This is a genomic window from Pseudomonas sp. 7SR1 (genome assembly GCF_900156465.1).
Lineage (GTDB): Bacteria > Pseudomonadota > Gammaproteobacteria > Pseudomonadales > Pseudomonadaceae > Aquipseudomonas.
This window is the reverse complement of the sequence record NZ_LT707064.1, coordinates 3,503,115-3,518,935: the sequence shown is the minus strand read 5'-3', so window position 1 is coordinate 3,518,935 and position 15,821 is coordinate 3,503,115. Positions and strand designations below refer to the sequence as shown.

Sequence of the window (15,821 nt, the reverse complement as noted above, 5' to 3'; positions counted from 1 at the left end):
CTTTGCAGGAAGCGGCGGCAAGCTGCAAGGGCCGTGGGGCGGGTTTTCAAATCTCGCGATATTGACTAGCGCCAAGCGCCCCCCTTGTGGGAGCGGGCTTGCTCGCGATGGCGTCAGTGCGGACGCATGAATAGCTGCCGAGCGATTGCTATCGCGGGCAAGCCCGCTCCCACAGGTTGGGCGGCGTCATGCGATAGAGCTCAGCGCTTGGGCAGTTCGATCACGACCTTCAGCCCGCCCCACTCGCTGTCATGCAGTGCCAGCGTACCGCTCCAGGTGTCGACGATGTCGCGCACGATACCGAGCCCGAGGCCATGGCCGTCGGTCTGTTCGTCCAGGCGCGTGCCCCGGCTGAACACCTGGTCACGCCGGTCCTCGGGAATCCCCGGGCCATCGTCCTCCACCGCCAGGCTGAATGTCCCGGCGGTTTCGGTGACGGTCAGGCGCACTTCGGCGTCGGCCCATTTGCAGGCGTTGTCCAGCAGGTTGCCCAGCAGTTCCAGCAGGTCTTCGCGGTCCCAGGGCAAGTGCAGCCCGGGCGGTGCGACGTACGCCAGGTGCAGGTGCTCGCCATGGATCATGTTCAGGGTCGCCAGCAGCCCCGGCAACTCAGCGTCACAGTCCAGGTGCGCGCCGGGCAACGCATCGCCGGACAGCCGGGCACGGTTGAGCTCGCGATTGAGGCGCTGCCGCACCTGTTCCAGCTGTTCGAGCAACAGCTTGCGCAGCTCCGGATAGGGATCGAGCTTTTCGTTGGAGGCCAGGCTTTGCAGCACCGCCAGCGGGGTCTTCAAGGCATGGCCCAGGTTGCCCAGGGCATTGCGCGAACGCTTGAGGCTGTCCTCGGTATGGGCCAGCAGGTGGTTGATCTGCGCCACCAACGGCTCCAGCTCCCGGGGCACTTGTTCATCGAGCTGCGAGCGCTGCCCGCGCTGTAGCTGGGCGATCTGTTCCCGGGCCGCCTCCAATGGACGCAAGGCCCGGCGCACCGTGATCCGTTGCAGAAACAGGATCAGCAGCAGGCCGGCCAGGCCGAGGCCGAGGCCGACCTGTTGCATGCGCAGGAAACTGTCGCGCACTGGCGTGTAGTCCTGGGCCACGCTGATGGAGATCGCCTGGCCCAGGCGCCGGTAGTCGGTACGCAGCACCAGCAGCTTCTGCCCTTCGGGCCCCAGTTTCAGGTTGCTGTGCAGGCCCGGATGCTCGAGCCGGGGCAATTCCTGGTCCCAAAGGGAGCGGGAGCGCCAATGCACATCGGCAAAATCGATGCGGAAATAGTGCCCGGAAAACGGGCGCAGATAGGCCGGCGACAAGCGGCGCTCATCCAGCTGCAACCCCTGGGGGCCGCGCACCAGGGCCACCAGCAGGCTCTCGCTGTCGTTGCGCAGCCCGGCTTCCAGGTAACGCTGCAAACCCAGCTCGAACAACCACAGGCTGGTCTGCGCCAGGACCAGGCCGACCACCACCATCACACCGATCAGGCCCAGGCTCAGGCGCCGCTGGATGGACCTCACTGCCCGGCGCTCATTGCGCCTGTCCGCCGAACAGATAGCCCTGCCCACGACGGGTCTCGATCACGCTGCGTCCCAGCTTGCGCCGCAGGTGATTGACGTGAACCTCCAGCACATTGGAATCGCGCTCGGTTTCGCCGTCATACAGGTGCTCGGAGAGATGGCTCTTGGAGAGGATCTGTTCAGGGTGAAGCATGAAATAGCGCAACAGGCGAAACTCGGCAGCCGTGAGCTGGATGTCCGTACCGTCGCGGACCACGCATTGACGCCCTTCGTCCAGATGCAGCCCGGCGGCCTGGAGCGTCGGTTGGTTGACCTGGCCATGGGAGCGACGCAGCAGCGCCTGGATCCGCAGGTGCAGCTCTTCGGGATGAAACGGCTTGGTGAGGTAGTCGTCCGCGCCGGCCTTGAGACCTTCGATGCGCTCGGCCCAGGAACCACGGGCCGTGAGAATCAGCACCGGGGTGCTCAGGCCGCCGGCACGCCACTGGGCCAGCACCTCGAGCCCCGGCACCCCGGGCAGGCCGAGGTCGAGGATGATCAGGTCATAGGGCTCGGTACTGCCCTGGTACACCGCATCGCGCCCATCGGCGAGCCAGTCGACGGCATAACCCTGTCGTGCAAGCCCGGCCATCAACTCGTCGGCCAGGGGAACGTGATCTTCCACCAGAAGCAGGCGCATCAATCTTCCTTATCTTTGAGTAAACGGCCGGTCTTGGCCTCCAGGTCCAGCTCGCGCACGACGCCGTCGGTATCCAGCAGCTCGACCTCGTAAATATAGACCCCGTGCTTTTCCTCCAGCTCGGCTTCCAGCAACTTGGCGCCGGGATGCCGGTCCAGCGCCTGTTGCAGCAGATGCTCAAGGGGCAGTATCACGCCCTGCTGGCGTAATTGCAGGGCTTCGTCCTGGTCCAGGTCGCGAGCCATGACCACCGAACAAAACGTCAGCAGCGCCAGCAGCCAGGGACTGCGGGCGCGTAGATTAAGCTTCATTACGTATCCTGATGATTCTTGAGCACCTTGCCGGTCACAGCATCCAATTCAAGGTCCCAGTCGATGCCCTTGGCATCGCGCAGGTCCACCTGGAAGATGTACTTGCCGTACTCTTCCTCCAGCTCGACATCCGTCAGCGTGGCACCAGGGTGCTGGGCCAGGGCTGCGGCCTTGAGTTTTTCAAAGGACTGAATGGTACCAGCGTCCTGCAGTTTTTGGGCTTCGCCGGCATCAAGGTCTCGAGCCTGGGCCAGGCCGGCGCCGAGGGCCATGGACATCGCGATGAAAAAGGCAGTCAGGCGGTTCATGGTTTGTCTCCTTTTTATAATCGTCACGCAACGACTCTATCGGGAAGAACTTAACTGAAACTGAATTGCCATCATTGAACCCACATCAACGTCTGTGAACGCTTGCAGGGACGGGCTTGCTGGCAGAGCCGTGCGAACCTGAATCGGCGCGGGATGGGCCGGCGCCATCGCCAGCGGGCTCGCTTCCACGGGTTGTTGTGTCGTTATAATCATCCACCTGTACGCATTCGAGGCCGGTATGACCGCCATCCACATCAAGATCCCAGCGCTCACCCTCAAGGCCGGCCCTCGTGCTTTCGCGCGCATTCGCGAGGCGGGCCTCAGCGCCCGCGACGTTGGCATCCTGCCCGGCGCCGCCGGGGGGCCCAAGGCCCTGGGGATCCAGGGGCTGGACCTGGCGCTGTTCGGTGAATGGCTGCCCGCCGCGCCCCGGGAACGCTCGCTGATCGGCGCGTCGGTAGGCTCCTGGCGCTTCGCCAGTGCCTGCCTGCCGGATGCCGCCGAAGGGATCCGGCGCCTGGGCACCTTGTACAACGAACAGAGCTTTGCCAAAGGCGTGACCATGGCCGGGGTCAGCCAGAGTTCGCAGCGCATGCTCGACGACCTGCTCGAAGGCCGCGATGCGGCGATCCTCGACAACCCGCATTACCGGCTCAACATCATGGTGGTCAAAAGCCATGGCTTGCTCGCGCAGGATCATCGTGGGCGGCTGGGCCTGGGCCTGTCGTCGGTGATCGCCGACAACCTGCGCGGCCGCGCACGGCTGTCACGGCACTTCGAACGGCTGATCGTCCACGATCCGCGCCTGGCGCCGCCGTTGCATCCTCTGAACGACTTTCCGTCGCGCTTCGTCCCGCTGGAGGTGGCCAACCTGCGCCAGGCCTTGCTGGCATCGGGCTCCATTCCCATGGTGATGGAAGGCGTGCGCGACCTGCCGGGTGCCGGTGCCGGTACCTACCGCGACGGCGGCCTGCTGGACTATCACCTCGACCTGCCCTACAGCGGCGATGACATCGTGCTGTATCCACATTTTACCGACCGGGTCATTCCCGGCTGGTTCGACAAGAGCCTGCCGTGGCGCCGGGGCAATGCCGAACGCCTGCAGGACGTGCTGCTACTGGCGCCGTCCCGTGAGTACCTGGCTCGCCTGCCCTTCGGCAAACTGCCGGATCGTAACGACTTCAAGCGTTTCATGGGCGATGACCCAAGCCGCCGCAAATACTGGCGCACCGCAATGGACGAAAGCCGACGGCTGGGCGACGAGTTCCTGGAACTGACGGCCAATGGGGGGTTGGGCGAGCGATTGCTGACCCTTTAGTCAGCACGGTCGCGCAACGCCGGAGCCAAACTGATAAACTCCGCCGCCTGCCTCGCGACCGCTACCCTAAAGAGCCCGAACCCCGTGGAAATCTTCAAAGAGTTTACCTTCGAATCCGCCCACCGCCTGCCCCACGTGCCGCAAGGCCACAAGTGCGGCCGCCTTCATGGCCATTCGTTCAAAGTGGCGATCCATCTGGACGGCGATATCGACCCGTACACCGGCTGGATTCGTGACTTCTCCGAGATCAAGGCGATCTTCAAGCCGCTGTACGAGCGCCTGGACCACAACTACCTCAACGACATTCCCGGCCTGGAAAACCCCACCAGCGAAGTCCTGGCCAAGTGGATCTGGAGTGAATTGAAGCCGTTGCTGCCCGAGCTCAGTGCCATTCGCATCCATGAGACATGCACCAGCGGCTGCATCTATCGCGGCGAATAACCAAATCCCTTGTGGCGGGGTTCATCCCCCGCTGGGCCGCGCAGCAGTCCTGAAACCGCCATTCGGTGTGTCAGGCGGATCGAGTCCATTGCTTTGGGTCTGCTGCGCAGCCCAGCGGGGATAACTGCCTTCGCCACAGGTCCCTGTTTGCCTGACATCAGCTTTTTTGTGTCTATGCTCTTTGGCTCGAACATGCCAAGAGGACACGATTATGACCCACTGGCCGCTGGATCAGACATACACCTTCAACGGACATCCCATCCGCTACGCCATCCACGGCGATGGCCCGCCCTTGGTATTTGTCCACGGCACGCCGTTCTCTTCCTACGTGTGGCACCGCATCGCCCCGCTGTTTTTCGCCACCCACCGGGTGCACTACTTCGACCTGCTGGGTTATGGCCAATCCGCACAACCCGATGCCGACGTGTCCCTGGGCGTGCAAAACCTGTTGCTCGCACAATTGCTGGAACACTGGGGCCTGGACTGCCCGGACGTGGTGGCCCATGACTTCGGCGGCGCCACCGCCCTGCGCGCGCATCTGCTCGACGGCAGGGACTACCGCAGCCTGACCCTGATCGACCCCGTGGCCCTGTCGCCCTGGGGCTCCGCCTTCGTACAGCATGTGCGCCAACATGAAGCCGCCTTCAGCGGCCTGCCCGACTACATTCAACGCGCCATCGTGCCGACGTACATTCGTGGTGCGATCAAACGGGACATCCCGGACGAGGAACTGGCGCCCTACGTAAAGCCATGGCTGGGCGAGACAGGCCAGGCGGCGTTCTACCGGCAGATCGCGCAGATGGACGAACGCTATACCCGTGAGGCGCAAGACCTGTACCCGAGCGTGCGCTGCCCGACCCAGATCCTCTGGGGCGAGGATGACCAGTGGATTCCCATCGAACGCGGCCAGGCCCTCCAACGGATGATCCCCGGGGCACAATTGCATCCCGTTCCGAACGCCGGGCACCTGGTCCAGGAAGACGCACCGCAAGCCATCGTGGCGGCGATGTTGCGTTTTTTGCCACTGTCCTCCCCGACCTGAAAGACACCGCATTCTTCTGGGGGAGCGAGCTTGCTCGCGATGGCGGCATGGCAGTCACTTTGATGCTATCTGTCACAAGGCTATCGCGAGCAAGCTCGCTCCCACAGGGCTCGTCGCTAATGGGATCCGTGTTCCAACTTGAATCACTCGCGCACCGCTTTCGCCCCCCCTGCGCCCCCCAACTCCCAGGATTGTCTATAAATAACCTCGCGATCACGCGCTTGGCACGGCCGCTGCACGCTCGCGGTCTTTCCTCTTTTGCAAGGTCCGCCACATGACTCAGAACGATCCGGGCAACGATTACCCTTTGAGCGAAGTGCCGATGCATGCCCGCAAGGGCCTGGCCTCCACGGCCATGGTGTTGCTGGGCTTCACCTTTTTCACCGCGACGATGTTCGCCGGCGGCAAGCTGGGGGTGGCCTTCGGTTTTGTCGAAATGCTCACGGTGATCGTGATCGGCAACCTGCTGCTGGGCCTGTATGCCGCAGGCCTGGGCTACATCGCCTTCAAGAGCGGGCTCAACTCGGTGCTGATGGGCCGCTTCTGTTTCGGTGAGGTCGGCAGCAAGCTCAGCGACCTGATCCTGGGTTTCACCCAGATCGGCTGGTACGCCTGGGGCACGGCCACCGCGGCCGTGGTGCTGGGCAAGTATTTCGAGCTGGACCAGAGCAGCGTGCTGGGGCTGATGGTGCTGTTCGGCCTGGGGTTTTGCGCCACCGCCTACATCGGCTATCGCGGGCTGGAGATCCTTTCCTATATCGCCGTACCGGCCATGCTGTTGCTGCTGATGCTGTCGATGTGGGTGGCGACGACGAAAATCGGCGGTTTCGAGGGATTGCTGGCCGTGGTTCCCACAGGCAGCCTCGATTGGTCCACCGCCATCACGCTGGTGTTCGGCACCTTCGTCAGCGGCGCGACCCAGGCCACCAACTGGACGCGCTTCTCCCGCTCGGCGAAGGTTGCGGTGCTGGCCAGCCTGATCGGCTTTTTCCTCGGCAATGGGCTGATGGTGCTGATCGGTGCCTACGGCGCCATCGTCTATCAGCAACCGGACGTGGTCGAAGTGTTGCTGCTGCAGGGCTTCGCCATGGCGGCGATGGCGATGCTGCTGCTCAACATCTGGAGCACCCAGGACAACACCATCTACAACTTCGCCGTGGCCGGCTGCAACCTGCTGCGAACCCGTCGACGCAAGGCCGTTACCCTGGGCGGGGCGCTGGTCGGTACACTGCTGGCCCTGCTGGGCATGTACGACCTGCTGGTGCCCTACCTGATCCTTCTGGGCACGGTCATCCCGCCGATCGGCGGCGTGATCATGGCCGACTTCTTCTTTCGCTGGCGCGGCCGTTATCCACGCCTGGCCGAAGCAAGGTTGCCAGCCTTCAACTGGCCCGGCTTGCTGGCCTATGGGCTGGGTACTGTCGCCGCATTCAATTCGCCATGGGTCGCGCCACTGGTAGGAATCGCCACCGGCGCGCTAACGTATGTGGTATTGACTGGCGTCATGGGTACCCGCACCGCTGTTGCGCCACTCCAAGACCTATAACAAGGACTCGCCGATGCACATCATCAACGCTCGCCTGCGCAACCGTGAAGGCTTGCATGAGCTGCACCTGGAAAACGGCCTGATCGCCAATATCGCCCGCCAGACCGAGGCCCCCAGCCTTGGCCCGGAAGACCTCGATGCCGGAGGCAACCTGGTGGTGCCGCCTTTCGTCGAGCCGCACATCCACCTGGACGCTACCCTCACGGCCGGCGAACCGCGCTGGAACATGAGCGGTACGCTGTTCGAAGGCATCGAATGCTGGGGCGAGCGCAAGGCCACCATCACCCAGGAAGACACCAGGACCCGCGCCAAGAAGACCCTCCAGGCCCTCGCTGCCCACGGCATCCAGCATGTGCGTACCCACGTCGACGTGACCGACCCTGAACTGACGGCCCTCAAGGCCATGCTGCAGGTGCGCGAGGAAAGCCGTCACCTGGTGGACATGCAGATCGTCGCGTTTCCCCAGGAAGGCATCGAGTCCTACCGCAATGGCCGCGAACTGATGGAAGAAGCGATTCGCATGGGCGCCGATGTGGTGGGCGGTATCCCGCATTTCGAGTACACCCGCGACCAGGGCGTCAGCTCGGTGAAGTTCCTGATGGACCTGGCCGAACGCACCGGTTGCCTGGTGGATGTGCATTGCGACGAGACCGACGACCCGCACTCACGCTTTTTGGAGGTGCTTGCCGAAGAAGCCCGCAGCCGCAACATGGGCAGTCGGGTGACAGCCAGCCACACCACGGCCATGGGCTCCTACGACAACGCCTACTGCGCCAAGCTGTTCCGCCTGCTGGGGCATTCGGGCATCAGTTTCGTGTCCTGCCCCACCGAAAGCATCCACCTGCAGGGGCGCTTCGATACCTTCCCCAAACGCCGCGGCGTCACCCGTGTCAACGAATTGCTCGAAGCCGGGATGAACGTGTGCTTCGGCCAGGATTCCATCGTCGACCCGTGGTATCCCCTGGGCAACGGCAACATCCTGCGGGTACTGGAAGCCGGCCTGCATATCTGCCATATGCTCGGCTACCGCAACCTGCAAAGCGCCCTGGACCTGGTCACCGACAACAGTGCCAAGGCCATGGCCCTGGGCGAGCGCTACGGCCTGGAGCCCGGCCGCCCGGCGAACCTGCTGATCCTGTCGGCGGACAGCGACTACGAAGTGATCCGCAGCCAGGGCTTGCCGCTCTACTCGATTCGCAATGGCGAAGTGCTGATGAAGCGGCAGATGCCGGTGGTGGAGTTTGCTCCCGTGTTGGATTGAACCTGCCCCCGCTGGGAGACGAGCCTGATCATGATGGCGTCATCGGTGGCGCCTGACGGGTCCTCGGCACTACCGGGAACACAGGGATTCACGGGATGGCCTTGGCAGTGCCGAACAGCCTAACTCGCACCAACGCCTCATCCTGTTGTTCCAATAAGATCGGCGCTGTGCCACCGGGCATGACAACCCTCACCGGTCCCGCCGCGACCCAGCCCACTCGCCACGCAGCGCTGGCCACGGCGCTGGCGCTGGTGCCCGAGGAAGCCGTGGGGCCTTCGCCGCGCTCGAAGACGCGAGCGACGATTAGTCCCGGGGCCTGGAGCCACGCCCATTGCAGATTCACCCCTGCCGGACAAGGAGAACCCGACCCTGCGGGCGCGGCAAAGGCGATGCGGGTCAGGCCCTGCGCCAAGGCCGGGGCGCGCATCTGTGGGTTGTCCGGCAGGGCGTCGGCCCTGTCCACCAACGTCACGCAGTGCGGATTGCCGATGTTCACGAACTGGCTGTGGCCCCATGCCGGGTTCAAGGCGTGCAACGCCGCTACCCGACTGACATCGCGCTGCTGGAAGGTCACGCGCTCCACGTTCCGGGCACCGACGGCTTGCGGTCCGAACGACGGCCGCCCCAGGTCCAACCAGAAACCCTGTACGCCCTCGAACATGGCGGCCCGCACCGATGTGCGCAACGGCGACACGCCATGGGGATTGTCGTGATGGACCTGCAGCAGGCAATCGCCATCGTCCTTTATCAACCCGCGTTCTTTCAGGGCCTGGGAAAAGATCGTCAGGCCATTGCCACTGCGCTCGGCCAGGGTGCCATCGGTGTTGACGATCAGCAGATCGAAGGGCGGCTCGCTCTGGAATGGCCCGATCAGCAAGCCGTCGCAGCGATGGGCCTTGGCCCCCGGCGGGGCTTCGCCCGGCGCCCAACTGCAGAAGGCATGGATGGCGGCTGAAGTCCAACCTTCCCTCGCCCTTGCCGCCTGTCCGGCCGACGAGGGCAGGTCTATGCCCTGGGCACGGACCTGTTGCGGTGAAACCACACCATAAACATTGCCGCGTGCATCATAAAACTGCGTCATGGACCCAACCCGGTATTCGCCAGCGAGAGGCAGTACTTTATGCCGAGCGCCCCTGCAGGAGCAAAATCGTCAACGCATAACGGTGGGATCAAAACTTGCTCGCGATGCAGACAACGCGGTCGGCACCTTGGAGTCGCAGCACGGTCAGTGAATATGCAAGCATAGGGCCCTGCCCGCACCACCGCATCGCCAGACCAAGGACGTTTCATGACTGCCATCACCCCACCGCCAACCTTTATCCCCGGACGCCTGGAACAGATGTCCACCCGCATTGCCTATCTGATCGCCGGTGTCGGCATCGCGGCCTGGGCGCCGCTGGTGCCTTATGCCAAGGTCCGGGCCAATCTCGATGAAGGCACCCTCGGGTTGCTGCTGTTGTGCCTGGGGGTGGGGTCGATCCTGGCGATGCCGATTTCCGGTGCGCTGGCGGCGCGGTTCGGCTGCCGTCGGGTGCTCAGCGGCGGCACGATACTGATCTGTCTGGCGCTGCCGTTGCTGGCGACGATGACGACGCTACCCTGGCTGGTGGCCGCGCTGTTCGTGTTCGGTGCCGGGCTTGGCACCGTGGATTCGACGGTCAACCTGCAAGCGGTGATCGTCGAGCGAGCCAGTGGCAAGACCATGATGTCGGGCTTCCACGGCATGTTCAGCCTGGGGGGCATCATTGGTGCGGCCGGGGTCAGTGCCTTGCTCGGCATGGGGCTCTCGCCCCTGGGGGCGACACTGGTGGTCAACGCCTTGCTGTTGGTGGCGCTGTTCAAGGCGGCGCCGCATCTACTGCCCTACGGCAGTGAGAGTTCGGGACCGGCGTTTGCCATTCCCCATGGCGTGGTGTTGTTCATCGGCATCCTCTGTTTCATCGTATTTCTGGCCGAGGGCGCGGTGCTGGACTGGAGTGCGGTGTTCCTGACCACCGAGCGCGGGGTGGAAACCGCCTACGCCGGGCTGGGTTATGCCGCGTTCGCGCTGACGATGACCGTCGGCCGGTTGACGGGCGATTCAGTGGTGCGTCGCCTGGGCGCCCGGCGCGTGATCATCTACGGCGGCGCGACCGCCGCGGCCGGGTTCCTGCTGGCGACCCTGGCACCAATGTGGCAGGCGGCGTTGCTGGGATATGGATTGGTGGGGGCCGGTTGTTCGAACATCGTGCCGGTGCTGTACACCGCCGTCGGCAAACAGACACTGATGCCTGAAGCGATTGCCGTACCGGCCATCACCACCATCGGCTACGCCGGCATCCTTGCCGGCCCGGCGCTGATCGGGTTCGTGGCCCATGGCAGCAGCCTGAGCATTGCGTTCGGGCTGATTGCGCTGTCACTGGTGGCGGTGGCGGCCAGTGGGAAAGTGCTCAAAGTCTGATCCCTGCGCAAGGCGTTCTCATCAGAACCCCACGCTGGCCTGCACGAAGAACGTCCGCGGCGCCCCCACGTAGATCCCCGAGTTGTTGTCGCTCGAACGGGTGTAGTACTGGTGGTCGAAGAGGTTCTTCACCCCGGCGCCGAGTTTCAGGTTCGACAGCTGCTCGCCAAAGTCATAGCCGGCCCGCACGTTCCACAGCACGTAGCCAGGCATGTCGCCAAACTGCCCGTCGGCGGTGCCGTCGGTGATGTAGTTGTCGCTGAAACTGCCGTCGGGGTTCACGTTGTTTCCGGGCGAGCGTTGCTTGGACTGGGCAAACGCATCGAGGTTGTACGTCCAGCGATTGACGTCGTAGCGCAAGCCCACGTTTGCCACCTGGCGCGAGTAGAACGGCAGGTCACGCCCCTTGAAGCTCGGGATCTGGCCTTCATAGGTCGCCCGGGTGTAGGTGAAACCGGCGTTGGCGCTCAAGCCCTCGAGACGCGGGTCCAGGGCGGCCAGGTCGTAGCGCACCGAAGCTTCCAGGCCCTGGTGCTTGGTGGCGCCCATGTTGGTCCAGCCCACATCGTTGCTGATGTATTGCAGCTCATCGTCGAAGTCGATGTAGAACAGCGTCACTTCCCCGCCCCACACCTCATCGTTGTAGCGCGTACCGATCTCGTAGGTCTTGGCCTTTTCCGGGCTCAGGCCATTGGCCGTGTCGTTGCCCACGCCGCCCTGGCCGAGCTGGAAATACTGCAGGCTGCCGAAGGACGTCTCGTAGTTGGCGAACAGCTTCCACGCATCGGACAGGTGATACATCACGCTCAGGGCCGGCAGCGGCTCGTTGCTGTCGATGCTGCGGCGCTTTTCCTGCACGGGACGGCCGGCGTTGTCGAGCACCGGGCGGTCGTGCCATTCGGTGCTGATGCTTTCGAAGCGGATACCCGGGGTGATGGTCCATTTGCCGATATCGATCTTGTCATCGACGTAGACCGCATGGGCCTCGGTGCCTCCGGTACGGTCCTGATAGACATGGCCATCGGCCCCCGGACGCACCACTGGCTGGTTATCACGCAACGCCAGGCGACTGGCCTCTTCGTGCATGCCCTCCTTGAGGTAGCGATACCCCACGCTGGCCTCCTGGGTCGTGGGGCCCAGGTCGAACACATGGGACACCCGCGGCTCGATGCCGAAGGTGTAATAGGTGCGCGGGTAAGACACCAGGTTGCGTTGATCCCGAGAGGCGATGGTGCTGCCACGGTAGCTGTCGGAGTAATAGGTCAGCACCTCGGCCTGGGTGCGTTCGCTGATTTCCCGGATCCACTTGAAGGAAACGTCCTTGCGCCGGCCGGCGAAAGTGTCCCAGTCGCGGTCGGACTGATACGGGTCGGCGTCATATTGCGCCTGGTTCAGGCCGCCCGGCATATCGGCCTTGGCGTCGTAGTAATGGAAATTCAGGGAGAAATCGTCCACCTCGGTAGGCGCCCAGTGGGTCTTGAGGATCACGTCGTCGATGTCGTTGCCATTATTGCTGCGGCGATAGCCGTTGCCGTTCACGCTGGAATACAGGAGCGCGGCGCCCATGCCATTGTCGGCCGTACCGCCGAGGAATGCCGTGTCGATATGTTTCCAGCCGCCGCGCTGGGAAGTTTCCAGCGTGGTGCCGATTTCACCGGTGGCCTTTTCCGGAATCGCCCGGGTCACGAAGTTGATGACCCCGCCGACGTTCTGCGGCCCGTAGCGCACGGAGCCAGCGCCGCGTACCACATCGATGCTGTCCAGGTTGCCCGAGGAAATCGGCGCCATGGACAATTGCGGCTGACCGTAAGGCGCGAACGCTGCCGGGACGCCGTCGATCAACACCGTGGAGCGCGGCGACAGGCGCGAGGTCAGGCCTCGTACACCGACGTTGAGGGAAATATCGCTGCCGCCGGTGCCATTGGCGTCCTGCACTTGCACACCGGGCACACGCCGCAGGACATCGCCGACGTTCATGGCGCCCTGCTCTTGCATCGCTTCGCGGCGGATCACCGTGCGTGCGCCAGGATGGTTCTGCACTACTTCGGCATTGGCATCGCCGAGCCAGTCGCCCACCACCTGGATGTCCGTGGCGCCCAGCTCCAGCGGGCCACCATTGGTGGCCGAAGGCGCCGGCAGCACCGTCACCGAACCGTCATTGAGCTGGTACTGCAGGCCGCTGCCCTGCAGCAGCTGGCGCAGGGCCGCTTCCGGGGACAGGTTGCCTTCCACCGCCGGCGCCTGCTTGCCAGCCACCAGCTCGGGGCTGAAGAACACCTGCAACGAGGTCTGCTGGGCCAGCTGGCTCAAGGCCTGGCCCAGCGGCTGGGCCTGGATATGGATGCTACTGGCCGCCTGATCGGCAAGAACCTGGGGAACCGCGGCGTTGACGGCCAACGTCAAGGCCAGTGGCAACCAGCGGGGTTGGCGGCGTTTGTTGTTTTTAGCAAAAGTTTTCACGTCGAACCTTGTCCTGTCGAATCGCAAGAATACGCGTCTGTTAATACAAACCAGTTGCAGTTGGACAAGTAGACGAAGAACTCGAAAAAAACCTGAATCCAGGCTCTGTTTGAAAAATCTTGGGCAGGTAGGCAAGGCGAAAACCGGCGAGGGTCGCGCTCGACTTTACTGGAGTAAATGAGCATGGCGATCGGACTCGCGCACGAGCCGGTTTTCAACGCGGCATGAACGAGTATCAAGGCTTTTCAGGCAGAACCTGGCGCGCAACTATTTCCTGGCTACCGTCGTCCAGGGTTCGCACGGCCACCGGCAGGATGTCCGGCAGGGCCTTGAGCAACGCCTCGGGATTGTCGGAACGGAACACGCTGGTCAAGCGCAGGTTGCCCACCGCCGCGCTGCCCACCCGCAAGGGTTTGGCGCGATAACGGGAAACCTCTTCGGCCACCTCGTTCAACGAGGCGTTGTTGAACACCAGCTTGCCATTGCGCCAGGCGGTGAGCGCATCGGCATCGATCGCATAGGGCGTGGCCACCTTGCCCTGGGCGTCGATCTGGGTACCCAGGCCGGCCGTCAGGCTGACAAAGCTGGCCTGGGACAGATCGCGCCCCTGGACCTTGACGCTGCCCTGCTCTACCGCGACCCGGGTCTTGTCGACATCACGGCGCACGTCGAAGCGTGTTCCGGTCACTGTCACCTGGCCGTTGCCCGCTTCGACGGTAAAAGGCCGGCCGACGTCATGCTCGACACGAAACAACGCTTGCCCTTCGATCAACTCCACCCGGCGCTGATGATGCACGAACTGGATACGTACTCGGCTGCGACTATTGAGATCGATCAGCGAGCCGTCCGGTAGCGCGATGTGCCGGCGTTCGCCAAGGGCAGTGGCAAACTCTGCGCTGTAGTCGGTGGTAGAACCCAGGCCGCTGAACAGCCCCAGCCCGATCGTCACCGCCAGTAGTCCGGCGGCCACGGCATAGCGCAGCAACGGCCGGCGCGCGGGACGTTTGGCCGGGGGCGCGCACAAGGCCTGCAGGCGCTCGCGGGGCAGCAGGTCCGTGGCGCTCCAGATGCCTTGCAGCAACTGGATTTCATCTCGGTGGTTGGGGTGTTCGTCCAGCCAGGCATCGAAGCGCCGACGCTCCTCCACCCCCATGACCGGCGCTTGCAGGCGCACGAACCATTGCGCCGCTTCGTCGCGAACCCGGTTCTGCCCACACGGGCAATCACGGCTATCCATCATGGAAGGTCCTCGGGTTCAGGTGAGCGGGTTGCAGTGCAAGACGACGGCGGATCATTGCCCAGGCCCGTCCAGGTGATCGCGCAGATGCCGCAGGGTGCGGATCATATACTTTTCCACCATGTTTTTTGACAGCCCCAGGCGCTCGGCGATTTCCGCCTGGGTCAGGCCTTCGATCTTCTGCCAGACAAACACCGTACGGCAGTTGGCTGGCAGCTCGGCAAGCGCCCGTTCGATGGAGTCCGCCAGCTGGATCGCGTGCATGAAATGCTCCGGGTCGCTGGAAAGCGACTGACTGAAATCGATCGCCGCCTCCTCCATGGCGCCCCGTCGATCTTCGCGCCGATAGCCATCCACTGCAATGTTGCGCGCCGTCTGGTGCAAGTAGGCCCGGGGTTGCTCGACCCCCGCCGAATCGGCCTCGAGTACCCGCACGAAGGTATCGTGGGCCAGGTCCTCGGCCTGCTCGCGATTGCGCAGGCGCCGGGTCCAGGTTCCGATCAACTCTTCGTAATGCTCGAAAAAACCGGATAAGCGGGGCAACTTGGGGGTCATTACGGCGCGCTGCGGAAACGGGATGTGAATAGTAATTCTTCCCATTAAGCTGAAGCAAACCTATTGCACTGCCTGTCGTCCGAAGCTTTCAGAATCGAGAATGTCCTATGGCAGCGAGCCTGCTCGCGATGGCAGCTTGACAGTCAATTCAACATTGAATGCCCTACCCCATCGCGAGCAGGCTCGCTCCCACCGGTCTCTTTGCGTTCGACTAGGCTTCAGGCATCTTGCGAAAGCCCACCGCCAGGCGGTTCCAGCCGTTGATGGTGTTGATCGCCACCGTCAGGTCGACCATTTCCTTGGGGGAGAAGTGTTCGCTCAGCAGCGCATAGTCGGCATCGGGCGCGTGGGTGTCGCTCAGGCGGGTCAGGGCTTCGGTCCAGGCCAGTGCGGCGCGTTCGCGGCCGGTGAAGAACGGTGCTTCGCGCCAGGCGGTCACGGCGTACAGGCGCCGCTCGGTCTCACCGTCCTTGCGGGCATCGGCGGTGTGCATGTCGATGCAGAAGGCGCAGCCATTGATCTGCGAGGAACGCAGCTTGACCAGTTCCAGCAGGGATTTTTCCAGGCCCAGTTTCGAAACGGCGGTTTCCAGGGCCATCATGGCCTTGAAGGCGTCCGGGGAAGCGGTATAAAAATCGATGCGCGGTTGCATGGTGAACTCCAGAACGATTGGGTGTGGCGCTACGTTAGCCTTGCGGTGGCGCCGTAC

General features: G+C 63.6%; 15 protein-coding genes. 6 read left to right on the top strand and 9 right to left on the bottom strand.

Annotated features, from left to right (window positions below; translation table 11 throughout):
* Positions 1 to 200: 200 nt before the first annotated feature.
* From BW992_RS15985 to BW992_RS15970, 4 genes are read right to left on the bottom strand one after another with little or no spacing between them, the layout of a single operon-like run.
* Positions 201 to 1,514, bottom strand: coding sequence for an ATP-binding protein (locus BW992_RS15985; RefSeq protein ID WP_072392199.1), 1,314 nt, complete (start codon positions 1,512 to 1,514; stop codon positions 201 to 203).
* 10 nt (positions 1,515 to 1,524) lie between these two features.
* Entirely contained in the window at positions 1,525 to 2,193 is a 669-nt protein-coding gene (locus BW992_RS15980; protein WP_072392196.1) for a response regulator transcription factor, read from the bottom strand.
* Positions 2,193 to 2,504: a PepSY domain-containing protein gene (locus tag BW992_RS15975; RefSeq protein WP_072392191.1), complete on the bottom strand. Its 312-nt coding sequence runs from the start codon at positions 2,502 to 2,504 to the stop codon at positions 2,193 to 2,195. Before BW992_RS15975 ends, BW992_RS15980 begins: the two co-directional genes overlap by 1 nt.
* Entirely contained in the window at positions 2,504 to 2,812 is a 309-nt protein-coding gene (locus BW992_RS15970; RefSeq protein WP_072392188.1) for a PepSY domain-containing protein, read from the bottom strand. Before BW992_RS15970 ends, BW992_RS15975 begins: the two co-directional genes overlap by 1 nt.
* A gap of 238 nt (positions 2,813 to 3,050) precedes the next feature.
* Between BW992_RS15970 and BW992_RS15965 the strand changes: the two genes are divergently transcribed.
* The 5 genes from BW992_RS15965 to codA all read left to right on the top strand — a co-directional run bounded on the left by BW992_RS15965 (position 3,051) and on the right by codA (position 8,420).
* A complete protein-coding gene (locus BW992_RS15965) occupies positions 3,051 to 4,130 on the top strand; it encodes a hypothetical protein (RefSeq protein WP_072392184.1) in 1,080 nt (359 codons plus the stop codon).
* Between the two features lie 84 nt (positions 4,131 to 4,214).
* A complete protein-coding gene (gene queD / locus BW992_RS15960) occupies positions 4,215 to 4,571 on the top strand; it encodes a 6-carboxytetrahydropterin synthase QueD (RefSeq protein ID WP_072392180.1) in 357 nt (118 codons plus the stop codon).
* A gap of 211 nt (positions 4,572 to 4,782) precedes the next feature.
* Positions 4,783 to 5,613, top strand: coding sequence for an alpha/beta fold hydrolase (locus tag BW992_RS15955; protein WP_072392177.1), 831 nt, complete (start codon positions 4,783 to 4,785; stop codon positions 5,611 to 5,613).
* Between the two features lie 274 nt (positions 5,614 to 5,887).
* Positions 5,888 to 7,159 (top strand): cytosine permease, encoded by a 1,272-nt coding sequence (gene codB / locus BW992_RS15950; protein ID WP_076406571.1) that lies wholly within the window; start codon positions 5,888 to 5,890, stop codon positions 7,157 to 7,159.
* A 13-nt stretch (positions 7,160 to 7,172) separates the two neighbouring features.
* Positions 7,173 to 8,420 carry a cytosine deaminase gene (codA, locus tag BW992_RS15945; protein WP_076406569.1) on the top strand — a complete coding sequence of 416 codons (1,248 nt, stop codon included), beginning with the start codon at positions 7,173 to 7,175 and terminating at the stop codon, positions 8,418 to 8,420.
* A gap of 88 nt (positions 8,421 to 8,508) precedes the next feature.
* Here the strand turns inward: codA and BW992_RS15940 are convergent, their stop codons facing one another.
* Entirely contained in the window at positions 8,509 to 9,501 is a 993-nt protein-coding gene (locus BW992_RS15940) for a diaminopimelate epimerase (RefSeq protein ID WP_072392168.1), read from the bottom strand.
* 207 nt (positions 9,502 to 9,708) lie between these two features.
* Here BW992_RS15940 and BW992_RS15935 point away from each other — a divergent pair, with 207 nt between their 5' ends.
* Positions 9,709 to 10,860 (top strand): MFS transporter, encoded by a 1,152-nt coding sequence (locus BW992_RS15935; RefSeq protein WP_072392165.1) that lies wholly within the window; start codon positions 9,709 to 9,711, stop codon positions 10,858 to 10,860.
* A 21-nt stretch (positions 10,861 to 10,881) separates the two neighbouring features.
* Here BW992_RS15935 and BW992_RS15930 read toward each other — a convergent pair whose 3' ends face one another.
* The 4 genes from BW992_RS15930 to BW992_RS15915 form a co-directional block, all read right to left on the bottom strand.
* Positions 10,882 to 13,320 (bottom strand): TonB-dependent siderophore receptor, encoded by a 2,439-nt coding sequence (locus BW992_RS15930; RefSeq protein ID WP_072392161.1) that lies wholly within the window; start codon positions 13,318 to 13,320, stop codon positions 10,882 to 10,884.
* A gap of 235 nt (positions 13,321 to 13,555) precedes the next feature.
* The gene (locus BW992_RS15925) at positions 13,556 to 14,560 is read right to left on the bottom strand and encodes a FecR family protein (RefSeq protein WP_072392158.1); all 1,005 of its coding nucleotides are present in this window, start codon (positions 14,558 to 14,560) and stop codon (positions 13,556 to 13,558) included.
* 51 nt (positions 14,561 to 14,611) lie between these two features.
* Positions 14,612 to 15,112 carry a sigma-70 family RNA polymerase sigma factor gene (locus BW992_RS15920; protein WP_072392155.1) on the bottom strand — a complete coding sequence of 167 codons (501 nt, stop codon included), beginning with the start codon at positions 15,110 to 15,112 and terminating at the stop codon, positions 14,612 to 14,614.
* A gap of 211 nt (positions 15,113 to 15,323) precedes the next feature.
* Positions 15,324 to 15,764, bottom strand: a complete 441-nt coding sequence (locus BW992_RS15915) for a carboxymuconolactone decarboxylase family protein (protein ID WP_072459415.1) — start codon at positions 15,762 to 15,764, stop codon at positions 15,324 to 15,326.
* Positions 15,765 to 15,821: the final 57 nt, after the last annotated feature.